This is a genomic window from Embleya sp. NPDC059237, from assembly GCF_042754105.1.
Lineage (GTDB): Bacteria > Actinomycetota > Actinomycetes > Streptomycetales > Streptomycetaceae > Embleya.
The window spans coordinates 386,563-408,144 of record NZ_JBHZAE010000008.1 but is presented as its reverse complement, the minus strand read 5'-3'; the positions used below and the strand labels follow the sequence as shown (position 1 = coordinate 408,144).

Annotated in this window: 15 protein-coding genes, 1 tRNA gene and 1 riboswitch; of the genes, 10 read left to right on the top strand and 6 right to left on the bottom strand. The window is 69.4% G+C overall.

Annotated elements, in window-relative coordinates:
• Positions 1-445: 445 nt before the first annotated feature.
• Both ACFXKZ_RS26635 and dnaE read left to right on the top strand, forming a co-directional pair.
• Positions 446-787 carry a DUF2277 domain-containing protein gene (locus ACFXKZ_RS26635; protein ID WP_380003495.1) on the top strand — a complete coding sequence of 114 codons (342 nt, stop codon included), beginning with the start codon at positions 446-448 and terminating at the stop codon, positions 785-787.
• 208 nt (positions 788-995) lie between these two features.
• Positions 996-4,544, top strand: a complete 3,549-nt coding sequence (gene dnaE / locus ACFXKZ_RS26630; protein ID WP_380003494.1) for a DNA polymerase III subunit alpha — start codon at positions 996-998, stop codon at positions 4,542-4,544.
• A 112-nt stretch (positions 4,545-4,656) separates the two neighbouring features.
• Here dnaE and ACFXKZ_RS26625 read toward each other — a convergent pair whose 3' ends face one another.
• Positions 4,657-5,064: a winged helix-turn-helix transcriptional regulator gene (locus tag ACFXKZ_RS26625; protein WP_380003493.1), complete on the bottom strand. Its 408-nt coding sequence runs from the start codon at positions 5,062-5,064 to the stop codon at positions 4,657-4,659.
• A gap of 205 nt (positions 5,065-5,269) precedes the next feature.
• Here ACFXKZ_RS26625 and ACFXKZ_RS26620 point away from each other — a divergent pair, with 205 nt between their 5' ends.
• Entirely contained in the window at positions 5,270-6,130 is an 861-nt protein-coding gene (locus tag ACFXKZ_RS26620) for an NAD(P)H-binding protein (protein WP_380003492.1), read from the top strand.
• 97 nt (positions 6,131-6,227) lie between these two features.
• Here the strand turns inward: ACFXKZ_RS26620 and ACFXKZ_RS26615 are convergent, their stop codons facing one another.
• The gene (locus ACFXKZ_RS26615) at positions 6,228-7,421 is read right to left on the bottom strand and encodes a macrolide family glycosyltransferase (protein WP_380003491.1); all 1,194 of its coding nucleotides are present in this window, start codon (positions 7,419-7,421) and stop codon (positions 6,228-6,230) included.
• A gap of 899 nt (positions 7,422-8,320) precedes the next feature.
• Between ACFXKZ_RS26615 and ACFXKZ_RS26610 the strand changes: the two genes are divergently transcribed.
• The gene (locus ACFXKZ_RS26610) at positions 8,321-8,800 is read left to right on the top strand and encodes a hypothetical protein (protein ID WP_380003490.1); all 480 of its coding nucleotides are present in this window, start codon (positions 8,321-8,323) and stop codon (positions 8,798-8,800) included.
• Positions 8,801-9,899: 1,099 nt separating this feature from the next.
• On the opposite strand, the gene ACFXKZ_RS26605 is transcribed toward ACFXKZ_RS26610, so the two are convergent.
• Positions 9,900-10,469 carry a CGNR zinc finger domain-containing protein gene (locus ACFXKZ_RS26605; protein ID WP_380003489.1) on the bottom strand — a complete coding sequence of 190 codons (570 nt, stop codon included), beginning with the start codon at positions 10,467-10,469 and terminating at the stop codon, positions 9,900-9,902.
• A gap of 156 nt (positions 10,470-10,625) precedes the next feature.
• Here ACFXKZ_RS26605 and ACFXKZ_RS26600 point away from each other — a divergent pair, with 156 nt between their 5' ends.
• On the top strand, positions 10,626-12,041 hold the full coding sequence (locus ACFXKZ_RS26600; RefSeq protein WP_380003487.1) for an MFS transporter: 1,416 nt from the start codon (positions 10,626-10,628) through the stop codon (positions 12,039-12,041).
• Between the two features lie 57 nt (positions 12,042-12,098).
• Here the strand turns inward: ACFXKZ_RS26600 and ACFXKZ_RS26595 are convergent, their stop codons facing one another.
• Positions 12,099-12,590: a MarR family winged helix-turn-helix transcriptional regulator gene (locus ACFXKZ_RS26595; protein WP_380003486.1), complete on the bottom strand. Its 492-nt coding sequence runs from the start codon at positions 12,588-12,590 to the stop codon at positions 12,099-12,101.
• 245 nt (positions 12,591-12,835) lie between these two features.
• Here ACFXKZ_RS26595 and ACFXKZ_RS26590 point away from each other — a divergent pair, with 245 nt between their 5' ends.
• Complete coding sequence (locus ACFXKZ_RS26590; RefSeq protein WP_380003485.1) at positions 12,836-14,518, top strand: MFS transporter; 1,683 nt, start codon at positions 12,836-12,838, stop codon at positions 14,516-14,518.
• A gap of 64 nt (positions 14,519-14,582) precedes the next feature.
• Here the strand turns inward: ACFXKZ_RS26590 and ACFXKZ_RS26585 are convergent, their stop codons facing one another.
• Positions 14,583-15,941 (bottom strand): MFS transporter, encoded by a 1,359-nt coding sequence (locus ACFXKZ_RS26585; protein WP_380003540.1) that lies wholly within the window; start codon positions 15,939-15,941, stop codon positions 14,583-14,585.
• Positions 15,942-16,146: 205 nt separating this feature from the next.
• On the opposite strand from ACFXKZ_RS26585, the gene ACFXKZ_RS26580 reads away from it, so the two are divergent.
• The 4 genes from ACFXKZ_RS26580 (at position 16,147) to ACFXKZ_RS26565 (ending at position 19,783) form a co-directional block, all read left to right on the top strand.
• Entirely contained in the window at positions 16,147-16,614 is a 468-nt protein-coding gene (locus ACFXKZ_RS26580; RefSeq protein ID WP_380003484.1) for a winged helix-turn-helix transcriptional regulator, read from the top strand.
• Positions 16,615-17,090: 476 nt separating this feature from the next.
• Positions 17,091-17,229, top strand: a riboswitch (cyclic di-AMP (ydaO/yuaA leader).
• A gap of 8 nt (positions 17,230-17,237) precedes the next feature.
• Positions 17,238-18,332, top strand: coding sequence for an NlpC/P60 family protein (locus ACFXKZ_RS26575; protein ID WP_380003483.1), 1,095 nt, complete (start codon positions 17,238-17,240; stop codon positions 18,330-18,332).
• 176 nt (positions 18,333-18,508) lie between these two features.
• Entirely contained in the window at positions 18,509-19,378 is an 870-nt protein-coding gene (locus ACFXKZ_RS26570) for a DUF72 domain-containing protein (RefSeq protein ID WP_380003482.1), read from the top strand.
• A 332-nt stretch (positions 19,379-19,710) separates the two neighbouring features.
• Positions 19,711-19,783, top strand: a tRNA-Lys gene (locus tag ACFXKZ_RS26565).
• A 306-nt stretch (positions 19,784-20,089) separates the two neighbouring features.
• Here ACFXKZ_RS26565 and ACFXKZ_RS26560 read toward each other — a convergent pair.
• On the bottom strand, positions 20,090-21,568 hold the full coding sequence (locus ACFXKZ_RS26560; protein ID WP_380003481.1) for an MFS transporter: 1,479 nt from the start codon (positions 21,566-21,568) through the stop codon (positions 20,090-20,092).
• Positions 21,569-21,582 lie beyond the last annotated feature (14 nt).

Here is a 21,582-nt window from a genome sequence, read left to right as displayed (position 1 = left end):
TCGCGGGGTCGCGGGGTCGCGGGGTCGCGGGGTCGCGGGGTCGCGGGGTCGCGGGGTCGCGGGGTCGCGGGGTCGCGGGGTCGCGGGGTCGCGGGGTCGCGGGGAAGAACGACACCCGACAGCCCAAGTCACGGCCCGAGCAAGCCAAATTCAGCCCGTCCGGCGTTTGAGGACAAGCGGGCCGCAGGCCGGCACGGGCGCATCGGGCGCCCACACCCGACACCGTCAACCCGACCAAACCCAGCCCGTCCGGCGCTTGAGGACAAGGCGGCCCGCAGACCGCGGCACGGGCGCATCGGGCGCCCACACCCGACACCGTCAACCCGACCAAACCCAGCCCGTCCGGCGCTTGAGGACAAGGCGGCCCGCAGACCGGCCAGGGACCACACCCGCCTCCACCGCCGGCCCAGGCCACATGTCGGCCACCCCGCCTAGCCTGAAAGGCATGTGCAGAAACATCACGACGCTCCGCGGACTCGACCCCGCCGCCACCGACGTCGAGATCGAAGCCGCCGCCCGTCAATACGTCCGCAAAGTGAGCGGCGTCCAGACCACCTCACCCCGCACAGAGGAGGCCGTGGAGCGCGCCGTCGCCACCATCACCGAAGCCACCAAGGCCCTACTCGCCGAACTCCCCGAACGCCGCCAACCCCCTCCCACCCTGCCCCCACTCCGCCGCCGCGCGGCCACCGCCCAAGCCGCCGAAGCCACCACCCGGACGCCCGACCACGCCCACGACCACACTCACGACCACCCCCACGATCACGCCCCCACCAAAACGGCCTGACTCACCCCAAATCCCACACCAAACCCACCCCAACCGCCCCACAAACCCCGCCGCAGCCCACTCCGGGCCCACCCGGATACGGCCAGGAAACGACTCGGAAAAGCCTTCGCCGAGGCACCGCGGACATCGGCCTCGGACACCCGTTTGCCGCCCCCGGCCGCGTTATGGTGGATGGTCCCCGCCGCCCCTCCGAGGAGCCTCACACACCGTGTCTGACTCGTTCGTTCACCTGCATGTCCACACCGAATACTCGATGCTGGACGGAGCGGCGAAGAACGACAAGCTGTTCGCCGAGGTGGCCCGGCAGGGCATGCCGGCGGTGGCCATGAGCGACCACGGCAACATGTTCGGCGCCTACGAGTTCCAGGGCACGTCCAAAAAACACGGCGTAAAACCGATCATCGGCATCGAGGCGTACGTCGCCCCCAGCACCCGCCACGCCCGCCGCCCCGAGTTCTGGGCCCCCGGCGGCAAACGCGCGCCGAGCGAGGACGGCGAGGGCGGCAAGGACGTCTCCGGCGGCGGCCGCTACACCCACATGACGATGTGGGCGGAGAACCCCCAGGGCCTGCGCAACCTGTTCCGGCTCTCCAGCCTGGCGTCCATCGAGGGCTACTACATGAAGCCCCGAATGGACCGCGAGCTGATCGCCGAGCACCACGAGGGCATCATCGCCACCACCGGCTGCCCGTCGGGCGAGGTGCAGACCCGCCTGCGCCTGGGCCAGTACGACGAGGCGATCAAGGCGGCCTCGACCTACCAGGACATCTTCGGCAAGGAGAATTACTTCCTCGAACTGATGGACCACGGCCTCGACATCGAGCGCACCGTCCGTCAGGACCTGCTGCGGATCGCCAAGGAGCTGAACATCCCGCTCCTGGCCACCAACGACTCGCACTACGTCACCGAGGACCAGGCCGACGCGCACGACTCGCTCCTGTGCGTGGGCGTGGGCAAGAACAAGGCCGACCCGAACCGGTTCAAGTTCGCCGGCACCGGCTACTACATCAAGACCTCCGACGAAATGCGCCGGCTGTTCGCCGAGATGCCCGAGTCGTGCGACAACACCCTCGCGATCGCCGAGCGCATCCAGCCCTACGACGAGGTCTTCGCCGAGGTCAACCGGATGCCGCAGTTCGACGTCCCGGAGGGCGAGACCCAGGCGAGCTACCTGCGCAAGAAGATCGCCACGGGCCTGAAGCACCGGTTCGGCGACAACCCGAGCCAGGAGGTGCTGGACCGGATCGAGTTGGAGATGGGCGTGATCACGCCCATGGGCTTCGACTCCTACTTCCTCGTGGTCGCCGACATCTGCCAGTACGCCCGGGACAACGGCATCCCGGTCGGCCCCGGCCGAGGCTCCGCCGCCGGTTCGATGGTGGCCTACCTGACCGGTATCACCGGCCTGAACCCGCTCGACTACGACCTGCTGTTCGAGCGCTTCCTCAACCCCGAGCGGATCAACCCGCCGGACGTCGACATCGACTTCGACGACCGCCAGCGCGACCAGATGGTGCGCTACGTCACCGAGAAGTACGGGTCCGCGTACACCGCGCAGGTCAACACCTTCGGCACGATCAAGGCCAAGGCCGCGATCAAGGACTCCAGCCGCATCCTGGGCTTCCCGTTCGCCACCGGCGACCGCATCACCAAGGCCTACCCGCCGGACATCATGGGCAAGTCGATGCCCTTGGCCGGCATGTTCGACAAGGACCACCCGCGCTACACCGAGGCCGGCGAGATCCGCGCGCTGTACGAGTCCGACCCCGAAGTGAAGATGGTGATCGACACCGCGCGCGGCATCGAGGGCCTGACCCGGGGCACCGGTGTGCACGCCGCGGCCGTCATCCTCTCCTCCACGCCGCTGATCGACCTGATCCCGCTGCACCGGCGGGACAAGGACGGCGTCATCATCACCGGCTTCGACTACCCGTCGTGCGAGGCCATGGGCCTGGTCAAGATGGACTTCCTGGGTCTGCGGAACCTGGGCATCATCGACCACGCCATCAAGATCATCAAGGCCAACCGGGGCATCGACGTCGACATCGAGAAGATCCCGCTCGACGACCCGGTCACCTTCGAACTGCTCTCCCGCGGCGACACGTTGGGCGTGTTCCAGCTCGATGGTGGTCCCATGCGGGCGCTGCTCAAGCTGATGAAGCCGACCGAGTTCGAGGACATCTCCGCGGTCTCCGCGCTGTACCGCCCCGGCCCGATGGGCATGAACTCGCACATCAACTACGCGCTCCGCAAGAACGGCCAGCAGGAAATCACGCCGATTCACCCGGAGTTGGAGAAGCCGCTCAACGAAGTCCTGGGCCCCACCTACGGTCTGATCGTGTATCAGGAGCAGGTACAGCGCGCCGCGCAGGTGCTGGCCGGCTACAGCCTCGGCCAAGCAGACCTGCTCCGCCGCGCGATGGGCAAGAAGAAGAAGGAAGTCCTGGAGAAGGAGTTCATCCCCTTCCAGGCGGGTTGCCGCGAACGTGGTTACGGCGACGAGGCGATCCAGGCCGTCTGGGACGTGCTGGTCCCGTTCGCCGGCTACGCGTTCAACAAGTCGCACTCCGCCGCCTACGGCCTGGTGTCCTACCAAACGGCCTACCTCAAGGCGAACTTCCCCGCCGAGTTCATGGCCGCGCTGCTCACCTCGGTGGGCGACGACAAGGACAAGATGGGGATGTACCTGGCCGACGCCCGCTCGGCCGGCATCCGGGTGCTCTCCCCCGACGTCAACGAGTCGGTGGCCGACTTCACCGCCGTCGGGTCCGACGTACGGTTCGGCCTGCGGGCCATCCGCAACGTGGGCGACAACGTCATCAACGACATCGTCGACGCCCGCACGAGCAAGGGCAAGTTCAACTCCTTCGCCGACTTCCTGACCAAGATCGGCCTGCCCGCCTGCAACAAGCGCGCGGTCGAATCCCTGGTCAAGGCCGGGGCGTTCGACGCGCTCGGGCACACCCGCCGAGCCCTGGTCGACGTGCACGAGCAGGCGCTCGACGCGGTGGTCGGGCTGAAGAAGCAGGAGGCCGCAGGCCAATACGACCTGTTCGGCGGCGGCGACGAGGCGGCCGACGAACCGGCCGTCGGGCTCGACTTCACGCTCACCGACCAGGAGTGGCCGCGCAAGCTCAAGTTGGCCACCGAGCGCGAGATGCTCGGTCTGTACGTCTCCGCTCACCCGCTCGACGGCGCCGAGCACATCCTGTCCCGACACCGCGACACCTCGATCACCGAGCTGAAGAACTCCGGCCGGACCGAGGGCAACGTGCAACTCGCCGGGCTGATCACCGGCATCCAGCGCAAGGTGAACAAGAGCGGCTCGCCCTGGGCGATGATCAACCTCGCCGACCACGACGGCGAGATCGAGGTGCTGTTCTTCCCGCAGTCGTACACCCTCGTCGCACACGCCCTCGAGGAGGACGTCGCGGTCAGCATCAAGGGTCGACTCAATGAACGCGACGGCGCGCTCAGCGTGTTCGGCTCGGAGTTGGTCCCGCTCGACATCGGTTCGGCCGAACACGGCGGCAAGGCGCCGGTGTGCCTGCGGCTGCCCACCACCAAGGTCAACGAGAAGCTGGTGAAGGACATCAAGCGGGTGTTGTCCTCGCATCCCGGCGACAACCCGGTGCACCTGATCCTGGAGAGCGCGCGCATGCGCACCCGCTACAACCTGGACTTCCGGGTCAACCCCGAGGGAGGCCTGGCGGGCGAGATCAAGTCGATGCTCGGCGCGGGCGTCTGGAGCATCTGAGCCCGGCCGGACCGGACCGACCGAAGGGGTCGGGACCACGGGAGTGAATCCCGTGGTCCCGACCCCTCGGGCGTAGTGGACGCCGGCGCCCGCCCCGCGCGGACCGAACGGCTCAGCCGTGGGTCCGGTCGTACTCCTCGCGGGCGAGCAGCACCCGAGCCATGTGACCCTCCAGGTGCTCGATCAGGTCGAGCAGCTTGGCCGCCGTCGCACTGCCCATGTCGGTCAGCGTGTACTCGACCCGGGGCGGGATCGTGCTGTGCACCTCGCGGAGCACAAAACCGTCCCGCTCCAGGGCCTGCAACGTCTGCGCGAGCATCTTCTCGCTGACTCCGTCCACCCGACGGCGCAGCGCGTTGAAGCGCATCGGGCCGTCGTAGAGCCCGCCCAGAACCAGCACGCCCCAGCGGCCGGTGATGTGCTCCATGGCCGTGCGCGAGCCGCACTCCTTCGCGAAGACGTCGAACTCGAACTCCGGGGTCGGGTCCGGACCGGTCCTGGTCTCGGTCTCGGCTTCCATCGCTACCCCCTTCGTCGACTGCGACTGCGACTGCATCTGTCGAGGCTACCTCCGAACCAGTGCTTTCAAAAGTGACGCACTCTCCGCATGCAGGCACTCACCGAGAAGCTGCACTCTCTCACAGGTTGCGCTTTCTAAAAGTTAGTGCCATCGTTTGGACAGCGGCCGGGCGACGGGTTCGGTGCGCGGGAGAGAGGAACGCATCATGATCGTCGTCACCGCAGCCACCGGGCAGTTCGGCCGCCTCGTCATCGACGCCCTGCTCGACCGGGGCACGCCCGCCTCGGAGATCGTCGCGGCGGTGCGCACGCCGGCCAAGGCCGCCGACATCGCGGCCCGAGGGGTCGAGGTGCGCGAGGCCGACTACAGCAAGCCCGAGACGCTGGTACCGGCCTTCACCGGCGCGGACAAGCTGCTGTTCGTGTCCTCCACCGGCCCCGAGGCGGACCGGATCGCGCACCACGCCGCCGTGGTCGCCGCCGCCACCGAGGCCCGGGTCGGCCAGCTGCTCTACACGTCGATCTACTCCGCGAGCGACAGCCCCCTCGGCCTGTCCCGGGTGCACCGCGACACCGAGGCGCGAATCGCCGCCTCCGGCCTGCCCAGCGTGCTGCTGCGCAACGGCTGGTACACCGAGAACTACACCGGCTCGCTCGCCGGCGCCGTCGAGCGCGGCGCGGTCGCGGGTTCGGCCGGCGAGGGCCGGATAGCCTCCGCCGCGCGCATCGACTTCGCCGAGGCCGCCGCGATCGTGCTGCTCGCCGACGACCAGGCCGGGAAGGTGTACGAGCTGACCGGCGACACCAACTGGAGCCTGGCCGAGCTGGCCGCCGAGGCGGCGCGGCAGAGCGGCAAGGAGGTCGCGTACGCGAACCTGCCGGCGGAGAAGTACGGCGAGATCCTCACCGGTGTCGGCCTCCCGGCATTCCTGGTCGAACTCCTTGTCGACGCCGACCTGCGGGTCTCCGAGGGCGCGCTCGCGGGCATCACCGGCGACCTGTCCGGCCTCCTCGGCCGCCCGACCACCCCGCTCGCGGACACGGTCGCGGCGGCGCTGAAGGGCTGAACGGCCACCCGTTCGGGCCTTTTCCGCACGAAGAGGCGCCCCGGACCCGGCATCGAGCCGGGTTCGGGGCGCTTCGTCGTGCGGCCGGTGTCCCGGATCAGCCCAGCTCGGCCTCGATCAGGTCGGCGGCGCGCTCGGTGCCGCCCTCGGCCCGGGCCCGCTCCCGCAGTTCGGCGGAGCGGGCGGCCACCGCCGGGTCGGTGGTCAGCGCGAGGAGGGCGCCGCGCAGGGCTTCGGGTGTGGCATCCGCGGTGTCCAGTCGACGGGCCACGCCGAGTTCGACGAGGCGATCCGCGTTCGCGAACTGATCGGCGGCCTGCGGCACGGCGATCATCGGCACTCCGGTCGTCAGCCCCTCGCCGCACCCGCCCATCCCGGCGTGCGTGACGAATGCGTCGGCCTGTTCGAGAATGGCCAACTGCGGGACCCACGAGTGCAGTTCGACGTTGCCCGGCAACTCGCCGAGATCGGCCGGGTCGACGTACCGACCGATCTGCAACACCACGTGCCACCCCGGCAGATCGCCGAACGCGGCAAGGCAGCTCCGATAGAACTCCGGCTGCCGGGTGAAGGCCGAACCCAGCGAAATCAGCAACACCCGCTTCGCGTCGGCGGGACGCCGCCAATCCCCCTGATCCGCACGGCGACCCAGGCACGGCCCGACGAAGTCGACCACGTCGGTGTCGACCCGGTCGGCGAACGGTTGCATGGCCCGCGACACGGTGGCCACGACCCGTCGCGGCCGGCCGCCGAAGCGGTCCACATCGATGGTGGTCGCCCCGGAGCCGGCGAGCCAGTCGGCGAATCGCGCCCAGTAGGCATCCGCCCCCGGCAACGCCTTCATCCCGGGCAACACCTCGTCCTCGTAGCCCTTCCAGGCCACATACGTCGGCGACAACTGCACGATCGGCCGCCCCTGAACCTCGGCAAGCGCCCGCGCCGCATAGGCACCGATGTCGTACAGGTACAGGTCGGCAGGGTCACGATCGTAAGCCGCGCGCAACTGCGGCAACGCCTGGATCGCATCATCCAGGAAAACCCCCATGGCACCGATCGCATCATCGGGCCACCCATTGTCCGCAACCGGCAAGGTAGACCGATACGCCACGAACTCCGCCCCGGTCGGCGCAATCAGATCGGCAACGACCGGGTCATTGGCATAGGTCACCCGATGCCCACGATCCACAAGCTCGCGCACAACTTCCAAACCCGGCAACACGTGACTGACGGCAGGTATGCCAACCATCGCGATATGAGCGGTGTGCACGGCATGACCAAAACGACGAGGCATGAGCACTCTCTTTCCAAACCCACGGCGAATCGACACGACAGCTCAACAACCCGGACGCCGGCATGAAACACATGCGCCCGGTGCGAACGAATCAGGGCAAAGCCCCGGCCGAAGTCAGCCGTAGATCTGAACGAAGTACATGCCACCCACCGTACCCAAGCCCTCACCACGCCCCAACCGGTTTTCCGAGCCCCTTCCCGGCATGCAACGCAAAGCCTCGACCAGTACCCGCCGGGGCTCCGCTCGACCGAGCGTCGCCCGACGCATGAGTCGCCGTGTCGGGGTGATGCCGGCGGTTCGGCGACCGGCCCGGGAGGCGCCCAGCGTCGCCGAGCCATCTGTGAGTCGACGTCGGCGCGGAGCCGAAGGTGTTCTGCCCAGCCATGGCTCAGGTGGCCGGGAGGTCGCACATCCCCGAGTCGCAGAGCAGGTGCAGGCGAGTCCGGCACGACCGGATGTCCGTCACGTTCGCCGCGTCCAGCTGCGGCTTTACCACTCTCGGCTTCGTCCGCAGGGACCTCGACGGTCATCCGAAGCCGCGCACGGTCCTCGACCGTCGCGCCGAACTTCGCGGCGCGGAGGCACAGTTCGCGCGAACTCCCATCGGCCCTTGGCCGCCGGATGTCCGATACGATTCTCGTGCTCCAACACACCGAATCAAACGCTCGTAACCGGGCGTGACTCCAGAGCCGAGACCGGACATTGGCGATGAAGGTGTCCAGTGTGTGAAGTGGTCGTTCGCTGCTGCGAATGACGTGCAAGAGGCTCCTGAGCAGCCTGCTTGAGTTCTTGGCGGTCCGACAGGACTCAGTCTCGCCATCGGTTTACGGTGTTCGAGCTGAGTGAGCCTGCCCGCCCACCGACTCGACTGCCGTGACAGCAGGAGTCGGAGAAGCACGATGAGCAACCCTGTCCTTGCATGGATCACCACGTTAGGGATCGTCGCCACCACAGCCATCTTGGGCCTCAAAACCCTGCTACCTCACGTTCGCGACCTCCTCGACGAGGTGGCGAAAACTACGGACAAGTGGCACGAGGTTCGCGGACGTTCAAGCGACCGACCGGCCAAGCAGTGGCCCGAGGTCGGCCAAGACAACGGGCGCGGCCTCAAAGGCATCTCGAGTCCGCATGATGTACCGACCGGCCCAGTAAGCCGCGGTGTTCCAAATCCCTTCGACCGAGACGACGCGCCCGCCTTCAAGGTCGCCGGGCCTCCAGATGTGGATTCCGCGACCGGACGGTGCAACCTCGACGTACGTGGGCCCGGCAGCCTCGACCAGACGCCGGGCCCCCAGCGCGAGTTGACCGGCCACGTCGATGCACCGATCAATGTCGAAGCAGAGACGCCGTCGCCTGAGCGGACGAACCCGAGTCCGTAGCCCCGGGCGGGCGCGGCATCCGCCGCGTGGCAGCAGCCGGCAGACGGAACAGGCACGTCCGCATAGCCGAGGGCGTATGGCTCGTCCCGGCGGAACGGGCCACCGCCGAGCAGCGATCGGTCTCCGAGGTCGCGGTCGCCCACTTGGCGCGCTACGGCTCATTGACCGTGCGACTCAGTTGGCGCTGGGCATGAACCCGTCTGTACGGTAGGTAAGTTCCTAGCCAAACTCCTCGTACCGGACCGTCTTAAATGTCAGCCAGTCGAGGTGTCGTGATAGAGCTACGGCCTGCGCCGACGGCGGGTCGTGAACACTCACGTGGCGATCTTGGAATTTTTGTGTCGTCGAGGCGTCATGCCTCCCGTGCTACGACCTGAGTTTTGGCAGTCGGCGCGACTCAGTCCAGACCACCGTTTGTGGCGTGGTCGGACTGAGGCTGCCCGCGTGCATCGGTCCGATCCGTCTCCGAGTCGATACGGAGAACTCGTTACCGATGCTGACGACCCTCATCGCGACCACAGTCGCGGCAATCGCCACCGTTGTAACTCTGTCCATCATGGGGCTGAAGAGCGTTCTCGATGCTCTCCCAGACCTCATCGAGTCCTGGCACAAGGTTCGTCGTGCCTGGACCCAGGAAGGACCGCACACTCCGACCGAGTAAGTTCGGCGACGCCGGGAGGGCGGCATTCTCAGCCGTCCTCCCGCAGGGTTCGCACGCAGATGAGTCAACGACGAGCAGGTTGCCGACGACGAGGTCAAGGCCGAGTTCTCGGTGTTTGCCTACGCACGCCTCGCGGGGTGGTTCGTCGTGGTCGACAAATCCGCCGGAGATGTTGCGATGGTTCGGTGCGGACACTGATGGCGCCAGTGCGCGAGGTGTAGCCGGGTATCGTTTCGGGCCCGGCGCCCATCTGCCCACCCTGCGCTCAAACCCAGGCGCCGACGACCTCGCTCCGGCCCACCGAACCCTGTCCGACTGCCGCCGACGCGCATCCCGCGCCCCGGGTGGTTCGCCCCCACCGTGACCACCGCAGTGCTCACGATGATGCCGAGAGGCATGCTCACTCGGGATCCCGGGCTCCCGGATCCGGCGGGAGTATTACGGGCTCGGAGTGTCGGTGGGATCGGCGTGTCTGGCCGCGTAGCGGCGGGCCTTGGTGCGGTTTCCGCATACGCGCATCGAGCACCAGCGTCGGCTGCGGTTCTTGGAGACGTCCCAGAAGACCCAGTGGCAACCGTGCTCCGGGCAGCGCTTGAGGCGGGTCGCCTCGCCGCTGCCGACCAGGGTGCTCCAGGCGATGGTCAGCTCGGCCAATGCCCGCTGTACGGGCGGGAGTTCGGGGCTCGGCACGAGGGCGGCGGGGTGGTCGGCGTGGCCCAGTTCGACGACCAGGGGCAATGCGCGGGTCACCTCGTCGGCGCGCCGGAGCAGGTCCGGGTCGGGTGCGTCCCCGACGGGTACGCCCAGCCGTTCGCGCAGTCCGGCCCGCAGTGCGAGCGCCGCGGCGTACTCGGTGGGGCCGATCGGGACGTCGGGATCGAGCAGCCCCTGCTCGGCCAGCCATGCGCCGAGTCGGGCGGGCGTGTCCACGTCGTCGGTGCCGAGCTCGACGTCGACCGTGTTGACGAACGCCTGCACGAGCAGGGCCGCGGCGGGTGCCTCGGGCATCGGCGCCTCCGGTTTCGGGTCGATTCGGTCGCCGGTCCCACCCTACTGCGACTAACCGGCTATCGCTTTTACCGGTTGACGCTGCGCGCGGGTCGATGCCAGGATCCACGAGAGTCGGGTCAACCGGTAAACGGCTTTGGTGGTTAGGGGTGGGCGATGGCCTTGCGGGGCGCGCGAACCGAGCGGGACGTCGAGTCCGCCGCACCACGCGAGGGCGGTCCTCGGGCGCGGAACACGGCCGTCCTGGTGGCCTTCACCGTGGTCACCAACCTGGCCGACGGCATCACCAAGATCGTGTTGCCGGTGCTGGCCGCCCGGGCCACCGATTCGCCGGCGTTGGTCACGCTGGTGTCTCTGGCCCTGTCGCTGCCGTGGTTGCTGGTGGCGTTGCACGTGGGCGTGCTGGTGGATCGGGTCGACCGGCGTCGATTGTTGTGGCTGGCCGGCGGGCTGCGGCTGGTGGCGATCGGGGGGCTGCTCGCGATCGTTGTGGCGGGCGAGGCCGGCATCGTCGTGCTGGGGCTCGGGGGTCTCGTGCTCGGCGTGGCCGAGGTGATCGCGCTGACCTCGACCGCGGCGCTGGTCCCGGTGATCGTGCCGAGGGCGGATCGGGAGCGGGCCAACGCGCTGATCACCGGGGCGGAGACGGCCGCGAACGAGTTCGCGGGGCCGTTCGTCGGTGGGTTGTTGCTGGCCGCGGGCACCGGTCTGGCGTTGGGGGCGACGTGGGTTGCGTACCTTGCCGCGAGTTTGTTGCTGCTTTTGCTGACCGGGCGGTTTCGGGCGGTTGGGCGGGCGGGGGTGGAGGGCGAGGGTGGGTCCGGTGGGTCCGGTGGGTCCGGTGGGTCGGATGGGCTCGATGCGCCCGCCACGGTCAATGCGCAGATCGCCGAGGGGCTGCGTTACCTCTGGGGGCATCGCCTCCTGCGCACGATGACGCTGATCCTCACCGTGTTGTTCGCGAGTTGGGGCGCGTGGCTGGCGCTGATGCCGCTGGTCGCGCACGACACCATGCATATGTCCGCCCGGGAGTACGGGGTCGTGCTGAGCGCGCTCGGCGTCGGCGGACTGCTCGGGGCGGTGCTGGTGGGCCGGCTGAACCGGCTGCTGGGCCACCGGCGGGTGATGCTGGCCGACCTGATCGCCACGATCGTGATGATGGCGGTGCCGGCGGTGACCACCGCGATGTGGGCGATCGCCGGCGCGGCGTTCGTCGGCGGGTTGGGCGGCACGCTGTGGTCGGTCAACGCCCGGTTGATCGCGCAGAACCTGGTCCCCGAGCACATGATGGGCCGCTACAGCGGCGCCGCCCGCCTGCTCGGCTGGGGTGCGATCCCCGTCGGCGCGGGCCTGATCGGCGTGCTCGCCGAGTGGTTCGGCGTCCGGGCGGCGTTCCTGGCCTTCGCCGTCGCCGCCGCCGCGACGATCCCGCCGTACCTGCGGGTGGTCACCGACGCCCGCCTGGCCCCCGCGTTCCGCGTGCCCGGGGCGGAGGAGACGGGGGCGGAGGAGACGGGGGCAGAGAAGACCGGGTCGCAGGAAACGCCGACGAAGGAGCCGAGGACACGTTAGGCGGCGCCCCCGGGTGAGCCGCGGTGGGCGCGGCGGCCCGGGTCGCCCACCCCCTTCTCAGTGCGGCGGTTCCGGCCACATTCGGCCCGCCGGGACGTCCGGGCCGTCGATGATCGCGCTGAGCATGCGCAGGTTCTCGGCGAACACCTCGGCCGCCTCGGGGCCGATCGTCCGGCTGATCATGCCGTCGACGTCCTTGACCACACGCCGGCCCTCGGCGACGCCGGCGCTGCCGAGTTCGGTCAGTTCCAGAAGGACCACCCGCTTGTGTACCGGGTGGGGGCGGCGGACGATCCAGCCGACACGTTCCAGCGCCAGCATCGCGGTGGTCACGCTCTGGGGGGTGATGTGGTGCGCGCGGGCGAGGTCGGCGGCGGACAACGCGCCGTTCTCGTCGAGCCGACCGGCCAGGCCCAGCTGGTTGATCGAGACGCCGATGCCTTCCAGGCGCTCGTTGAGCAGTCGCTGTACCGACTGCTGGGCGCGCCAGAGCAGATGGGGCAGCTGCTCGCTCCACGCGGCGGCGGCGACTTCCCGGTGGGCGGGCATCACACGTTTCCCTTCTTCGTACGGCCGGGGGTGCCGGGGTCCGCACCCCGTGGGTGCCTCACCGGTCACCGTAGGGCACGTCCGTCCCCCGGCCGGGCCACGTCGACGTACATATTCGCAGGTGAGGTGCATGTTCCCAGACGACGCGCATATTCGCAGGAGGCATGCATGTTCTAAGTATGCATACAAGTTCGCAGGCTTCTGATAACTTGACAGCCTTCGATTACTTGGAAGGCTGTCTCACCATGTCCACGACCCCGCAGTCCACCCCGTCCGCAACGAGTCCGCCGCCGACCGGGGCCGTGGCCCGGCCGGCGCTCACCGTGGTGCTCGCCTGCCTCGGGGTCTTCGCCTCGTACGTGCCCATCGGCGGGGTCGCGGTGTCCCTGCCGACCATCCAGCGCGGGCTCGGCGCGTCCACGAGCGATCTCCAGTGGATCAGCGACTTCTTCATCCTGCCGATGGCGGCGCTGATCCTGACTTTCGGCCTGATCGGCGACCTGTACGGGCGCAAGAAGGCGTTCCTGGCCGGGCTCGGCCTGCTCGCCGTCGGCGCGACCGTCAACCTGACCGCGCACAGCGTGGCCCAGGTCTGGGTGGGCCAGGCCCTCTCCGGCGCGGGCGGCGCGGCCCTGCTCACCTCCAGCCTGGCGCTGATCAGCCACGCCTACCCCGACTTCCGGGCCCGGGCCAAGGCGATATCCGCGTGGGCCGCGTCCCTGGGCCTGGGTATGTCCCTGGGCCCGCTGGTGAGCGGGACGATCCTGGAACACGCCTCCTGGCGCTGGGTCTTCGCGCCGACGGTACTGATCTGCCTGATCGGCGCGGTGATTGCGGCGGCGCTCCTGGAGGACTCGCGCTCGGCGCACGGCCGGGCAATCGACGTCCCCGGTCAGCTCACCGCGATCGTGGCGATCTCCGGCCTGATCTACGGCGTGATCGAGGGCGGCACCAGCGGCTGGACGCACGGTCCGGTCCTGGCCGCGTTCGCGCTCGCGGTGCTGGGCCTGGTGGCGTTCGTGTGGGTCGAGCGCCGTTCGGCGACGCCGATGTTGTCGCTGGACCTGTTCTCCTCCCGGGCCTTCAGCGGCGCCGGCGTGGTGACCATGCTGACCATGTTCGGCCTGGTCGGGATCGTCTTCTCGCTCAGCCTGTTCTTCGGCAACGTCCAGCACCTGAGCGCCCTCGAGATCGCCTACCGCTTCCTGCTCGTCAACGGTCTCGGCGTGGTGTTCGGCCCGGTGGTCGGCCGGCTGGTCGGGCGGATCGCCCCGGGCCTGCTGCTGACCGGCGGCCTGGTGCTCACCGGGATCGGCATGCTGGCCCTGAACACGCTGGACAAGGACACCGGATTCGCCGCGCTGATCGCCCCGTTGGCGGTGATCGGTATCGGCTTCGCCTTCGTCATGACGCCGATCACCTCGATCGCGGTGAGCAGTGTCCCGCACCACCTGGCCGGCATGGCGAGCGCGGGCAACAACACGCTGCGCCAACTTGGCGGCGCGCTCGGCCCGGCGGTCCTGGGCGCGGTATTGACCAGCCGGATCAGCGCGGGACTGCCGGGGCACCTGGCCGACTCCGGGCTGGCCGACGCCGACCGCGAACACGTGCGCGCGGCCGTATCGGACGAGGGATTGTCGGCGGCCGGCCATCTGGGTCTGGCTCCCGAGCCCACGGGCAGGGCGCTCGGCGCGATCGGCGACAGTTTCGTGGACGCGATGCACGTCTGCATGACGATCGCGGGGGTGGGCATGTTCGCGGCCGCCGTGATCACGGTGCTGACGATCGGGGTGCGGCGGGCGAAGCCGCACGGGAGTACGGCCGTTCTGGCGTCGGGTCCGGGAACGTCGGGCCGGGTGCCGACACAGGGCTCCGCCGCGACGGTGGCGGCCGGTACCGGTTCGGGGGCGGGCTCGGGCGGGGCCTGAGTCCCGATTCGACGAAGCCGCTCGCGCATCGGCGAGCGGCTTCGTCGGCTGTGGGGCGACTCGGCTAGGCCGCCGCCCGTCGCCCGCGCAGTCCGAACACGGTCACCGCCGCGCCCAGCGCCACCCCGACCAGCGGCACGATGAGCGCCGTCCGGAAGCCGTCCAGCTCGGAGCCGCCCGCACCGGCCAGTACCGCGGTGACCGTCGACAGGCCCAGCGCCGCGCCGAACTGGAAGGCGGTGTACAGGAGTCCGCCGGCCAGGCCCTGTTCGTCCTCGTCGATACCGTCGGTCGCGGCGATGGTGAGCGGGCCGTACGCCAGCGCGAAGGCCAGACCGAGCAGCAGCATCGTCGGGAACATCGCCACGTAGGAGGTGTCGCCGTCGATCGACAGGAACAGCGCGTACGCCGCGGCGGCGGCCACCATCCCGCCGAGGATCACCCGCAGGTTCCCGAAGCGCTCCACCAGCCTCGGTGTCAGCGTCGGCGCGAGTACCGCGTCCGCCCCGACCGCGAGCAGCGCGAAACTGGTCTCCAGGGTCGACCAGCCGCGGATCTCCTGGAGGTAGAAGACCGCGATGAACTGGAAGCCGAAGAACGAGCCCGCGAACAACATCGCGCCCAGGTTCGCCCGGACCAGCGCGCCCGAGCGCAGGATGCCGAGGCGTACCAGCGGATTCGCCGCGCGTCGTTCGACGGCCACGAAGGCGAGCAGAAGGGCGAGCCCGCCCGCGAAGACCACGATCGTCCAGCCCGGGCCGTCGGCGGGGTGTTCGAGCCGGACCACGCCGTAGACCAGCAGCAACATCGAACCGGTCACGCTGATCGCCCCGACGAGGTCGAAGCCCCCGCCGGCCTCGGGCCGCTCGTCCCGGGGGATCAGCGCCGACGCCGCCGTCAGGATCACCGCGGCGAGCGCGACCGGTACGAAGAACACCAGCCGCCAGTCGATCGCCGTCAGCAGTCCGCCGATCACCAGGCCGAGCGAGAAGCCGCCCGCGGCGGTGCCCGCGTAGAAGAGCAGTGCCCGGTTGCGCTGCGGCCCCTCCGGGAAGCCGGTGGTGATGATGGACAGCCCGGCAGGGGTCATGAAGGCAGCCGAGGCGCCGGTCACGAAGCGGGCCACGATCAGCATCCAGCCCTCGGTGGCGAATCCGCCCAGGCCGGAGAAGACCAGGAAGACGCTCAGCCACAAGAGGAACATCCGCCGCCGGCCGAGCAGATCGGCGGTGCGGCCACCGAGGAGCATGAAGCCGGCGTAGGCGAGCACGTACGCGCTCATCACCCAGCTCACGCCACCGGTGGACATGCCAAGGTCCTCGCGGATGGTGGGCAGCGCGACGTTGAGCATCGCGATGTCGATGCCCTCGAGGAAGATCGCGCCGCAGAGGACGAGCAGCATGCCCCAGGCGCGGGGGCTCATGCGGCCGGCGGGGGTGTCGCCGGCGGCGGATTCGGGGGCGGATTCGGTGGCGCTGCCGGGTGCGGACGTGGATGTGGACATGCGACAGCCCCTCGGGACGCGGGTGGGTGGGATTGCGGTGGGATCGGGGCACCGGGGGTCGGTTCTTCGGACGAACCCGGTTCCCTCTTGTAACCGACCCCATCCTTCGGCAGCATCGACTTCCATGGAAGAAGGCACTTCGAAGGAACCGACCCCCTGCCCGAGTAACCAGGAGGACTACGACGCCCTTCAGTGGGACGTGCGCGAGGGGTGCGAGGTCCGGCAGATCCTCGACCGGGTCGCCGACAAGTGGTCGCTTCTGGTGATCGCGATCCTGGAGAGCCGTACGTTGCGCTTCACCGAGTTGCGGCGGGAGATCGACGGGATCAGCCAGCGCATGCTCACCGTGACGCTGCGCCAGCTCGAACGCGACGGCCTGGTGCGCCGCACGGTGTATCCGGTCGTGCCGCCTCGGGTGGACTACGCGCTCACCCCGATGGGGACCACGCTGCACACCACGATCCGCTCGCTGGTCACCTGGACCGAGGAACATCAGGAACGCATCGCCGAGGCGCGGGCGGAGTACGACGCGCGAGTGGGAGCGGAAGGCGATCTGGCGGTGGCGGCGGCGGGGCGGTCGGTGTCGGGGTAGTGGGCGCGGCGCCGGACCGGGGGTCGATTTTCGAATCCGGGTTCGGGGTCTGCCCACACCTGTTCGATGTCGCTCGATGTCGCGTATTCGCCTCGGATCGGCCGGGCCTCGCGAATGCCCGGTTCGAAAAGGACAGGCAAGCCGGGCGAAACAGCGGAGCCTGGCGCGTGGTAGCCCCGTAGGCGGCCCATTTCGCGGGTGCGGCGACGTTTGCGGAGGTCGGACGGCAGATCCTTGCCATCAATCGTTGCCAAATCGGCCCAAGATCGACTTTCGGGATTCCGAGTGCTTTTCCTGTGATACGACGACGGGTGAAACGGAACTCTTGGTAAAGTTTTGGCAATGCAGAGACCCGGAGTGAGGGTCGTGACACGCCTGTGACTATCGTTCTGCGATAGGCGAGCGGCTCCACGTCGGCCACCCGGTCGACACGTTCGCCTCCGCCGAATTCGGTGACGGGTTTCGGTGACGGTGGGCAACCGCGGTCGCCGCGACACGAAGCCGGAACCGGGGACCCTTCACAGTCCCTGGGGTGAATCGGTGCTCCGGCACCGTAGGGCGCCTTCTTCCGCCCGAACCCGTCAGCTAACCCGGTAGGCGGCCGAGGAAGGAGACCGCCGCCAGTGGCGTCCCAGCGTCGATCCGGGCAGCACCGCAAGCCCAAGCCCCGCACCGCCGTGCGTACCGCCGCGACCGTGGTCACGGCCGCCGCGACGATGACCGGTGTGATGACCTTCGCCGGCACCGCGAGCGCGGACCCCGCGCAGTCGTTCCAGCAGACCAAGGACCGCGTCAACCAGCTGCACAGCGAGGCGATCAAGGCCACCGAAGCCGCCAACGGCGTCGACGAGCAGATCACCAAGCAGCAGGGCACCGCGAACCAGACCCAGGCCCGGATCACCGAGGAACAGGCCGCGCTCAACACGCTGCGCGACCAGATCGGTGTCCTGGCGGCCAATCAGTACCGCAGCGGTGGTCTGCCGCCCTCGCTCTCGCTCGCGCTCAGCGGCGACCCCGAGGGATACCTGCAGAAGTCGCAGATGTTGTCCCAGCTCGACGGCCAGCAGGCCGCGAAGCTGAAGCAGATCGCGGCGCAGGCCCGAGTTCTCCAGCAGGACCGCACCGAGGCCTCCTCGCAGCTCGCGGAACTGGAGAAGCTGCGCACCGAGCTGAACCGGCACAAGGGCGAGATCCAGAACAAGCTCACCGAGGCACAGCGCCTGCTGAACACGCTCACCGCGCAGCAGCAGAAGGAAGTCCTCGACTCGAACGAGCACAAGAACGACGCGGGTTCGCGCACCGAGACCGACCGCAGCTCGCGCGACAAGACGGACCCGCCGCCGACGACGGGCAAGGACGTCCCCGTGTCCGGCCGGGCGGCGGCCGCGATCGCGTTCGCGCGGGCCCAGATCGGCAAGCCGTACGCGCCGCGAGGCGTGGGCCCCGACTCGTACGACTGCTCGGGCCTGACCCAGGCCTCGTGGCGAGCCGCCAACGTCTCGCTCAGCCGCACCACGTGGACCCAGGTCAACGACGGCCCGCGGATCTCCAAGGACGCGCTCAAGCCGGGCGACCTGGTGTTCTACTTCTCGGACAACTCGCACGTGGGCATGTACATCGGCAACGGCAAGATCATCCACGCCCCCCGCCCCGGCAAGAACGTGACCGAGGCCCCCTTGGACTCGATGCCGTTCTACGCGGCCGTCCGACCGGGCTAGACCCACCCGACCGCGCTACACCGACGATCGGTCCGGGAGGGGGCGAGCACCCCTCCCGGACCGATCGTCGTTGTCGGCGCTGCCGGTGCCTCGGGGCACGCGGTATCTCGGGTTGCCTTGCCTTGCCTTGCCGTGCCGTGCGGAAGGTTCCGGGAACCGGGGTAGGCGTGTGGGCCATGGATCGTATATCGGTGGGCACGTGCTCGTGGACCGACTCCGCCTTGGTCTCCAGTGGTTGGTATCCGGCCGAATGCCGGGACGCGGAACACCGACTTCGGCACTACGCCCGGCAGTTCCCGGTGGTCGAGGTGGACGCGACCTACTACGCGTTGCCCAGCACCCGCAACAGCCTGCTGTGGGTGGAACGTACGCCTGCCGGATTCACCTTCGACGTCAAGGCGTTCTCGCTGCTCACCGGGCATCCCACCAGGCCGGGTTCGTTGCTGGCGGAGTTGCGGTCGCTGCTGCCGCCACGGGTGCGCCCGGGCGCTGTCGACGATCGTCTGTCGGACGAGGTCTGGCAACGGTTCAGCGGGGCGCTGCTGCCGTTGCGCGAGGCAGGACGTCTCGGCACATTGCTCTTTCAGTTCCCGCCGTCCTTGGCGCCCGGTCCGGCTGCCACACGTTTCCTCCACGACTGCGTCGAGCGGGCGCAAGGGTGGCCGCTCGCCGTCGAGTTCCGGCATCCGCTCTGGTGGCAGGACGAACATCGCGCCGCGACGACGGCTCTCCTCGAACGCCTCGAAGTCGCCGCGGTGGCGGTCGACACGGTGCAGTCGCTGCCCACGTCCATCCCCCCGGTTGCCGTGGCCACCACGCCCGAACTGGCGGTGGTTCGCTTCCACGGCCGCAACCGGGCCTGGGGGAGTGGGTCGAAGGAAGAACGGTTCCGCCACACATATACGAGCGCGGAACTGGCCGAGTGGGTGCCCCGAGTGCGCATGCTGGCCCAAACCGTCGACCGGATACACGTGTTGTTCAACAATTGTTGTGCCGACGCAGCCGCCCGGGCAGCCGAAACAATGCGCGCCCTACTCGACGCGTAGGGACCCGGATCGTGTCGTCGAACGGCGGCGAGTCCGCCGGCCGATCGACGGGACCGACGGGACCGACGGGACCGACCGGACCGACCGGACCGACCGGACCGACCACGGACGGTAACGGTATGGCCATCGCCGAGGGCCCGACGGGAGGGTGAACGGCAGCCATGTGCGTCCATTTTGCACACTCCGACCGTTTCGCGGCGCCCCATGCTCCCGCCCGTACGAGTCCACATCCCCGCAGGTCACGGCGTGTCCGGGGATACTCGCAGCATGTTCGATCCGATACCGGTACTCTGCCGGTGGGCAAAAAGCGGATCACCGCCGGACGCCCGACGGGGCCGTTAGCTCAATTGGCAGAGCAGCGGACTTTTAATCCGCGGGTTCAGGGTTCGATCCCCTGACGGCCCACCGCTTCCACCCTCTCCAACCCTGGTCAACGGCCTGCGGGTCCCCAGGACGGATTCTGTGCCTCCCTGGGTACGTACACATTTTGTACATCCGACTCCACGCCGCGTTGCGCCACACGATTCGAGGTCGTGGCCTTCACTGGATGCGCCGAAGCGGGGGGGGGGGCCCCCCGGGGGCCCCCCCCCCCCGGGGGGGGCCCCCCCCCGGGGGGGGGGGGGGGCGGGGGGGGGGGGCCCGGCGGGGGGGGGGGCCCCCGGGGGGCCCCCCCGCCGCTCGTCTTCCGCCCGGAGCCTCGGTCCGGGAAGCTCAGACCAACACCTCCGACCTGCCTACCGCCTCACCCACCACACCCGAGCCCGCTCGCCGCCCCGGCAGCAGCTGCACCAGCGCCGCGACCACCGCGCAGAAGGCCGTCAGCAGCCAAAGCCCGTTCACGAACGCGTCCCCGAAGGTGTCCGCCGTCGGCGCGTCGCCCAGCGTGTCGTAGAAGACGATGCCCACCAGGGCCACCCCCAGCGCCCCGCCCACCTGCTGCGCCGTGGACAGCAGGCCCGCCGCCGAACCGGCATGCCGCGCCCCGATACCGGCCAGTACCGTCGCCGCCATCGGGCCCATCACCAGCCCCATCCCGAACCCGGTCAGCGCGAGCCCCGGGATCAGCCACAACGTCTCGTGCGTGTTCGACACCGTCTCCACGAGCGCCACCTGCCCCGCGCCCTGCACCAGCGCGCCGAGCGCCAGCACCTGCCGGCCCAGCCCCGCCGCGATCCGCCCCGAGACCGCCGAGGACAGGAAGTACCCGACCCCGAGCGCGATGAACAGCAGCCCCGAGTCCAGCGCCGACATCCCGTGGCCCAGCTGTAGGTACAGCGCCAGGATCAGGAAGAACGCCGCGTTCACCAACCCGTACACCAGCGCCGTCGTGATGCCCACCGAGAACGGCCGCTCCCGGAACAACACCGGATCCACCAGCGGCGCGCCGGCGTTCCCGGCGAGCCGGCGCTGGTACAGCGTGAACGCGCCGAGCAGCAGCGGGGCGACGCCGAGCGACAACCAGGTCCACAGCGGCCAGCCCTGCTCCCGGCCCTGGACCAACGGCAACACCACGGCGACCAGGCCGAGCGTGACCAGTACGGTGCCGACCGGGTCGAGCCGGGTGCCGCCCCCGCCGCGCGTCTCCGGAATCACCCTCGGGACCAGCACCAGCGCGACCAGCCCGACCGGGACGTTGATCCAGTAGATGCTGCGCCAGTCGAGCCCGAACACATCGGCCTGGATCAGCGCGCCCCCGATCAGCTGACCGAACACCCCCGCGAAGCCCATCGCCAGCCCGTACGCGGTGAACGCCTTGACCCGCTGCTCGCCCACGTAGAGCACATTGACGATGCCCAGCACCTGCGGCATCAGCAGCGCCGCCGCCGCGCCCTGCACCACCCGGGCCGCGATCAGCGTCTCCGCGTTCCCGGCCAGCCCGCAGCCGGCCGATGCGATGGTGAACAGGGCCAGGCCGATCGCGAACATCCGCCGTCTGCCGTAGATGTCGCCCAGTCGACCGGCGGTGATCAGCCCGGCGGCAACCGCGAGGCCGAAGCCCGCCACCACCCATTGGATCGCGGCCGGCGTGGCGTGCAGGTCCTCCTGCGTGGCGGGGATCGCGACGTTGACGATGAAGAAGTCCAGCGTGGTGATGAAGATCCCGGCGAGCAGGACCAGCAGCGCGCCCCACGACTGCCGGGGCGTCGATGTCGCGGCGTCGGGAACGATGGCCGTCGTGGTGGCGGACATGGGTGGTTCCTTCC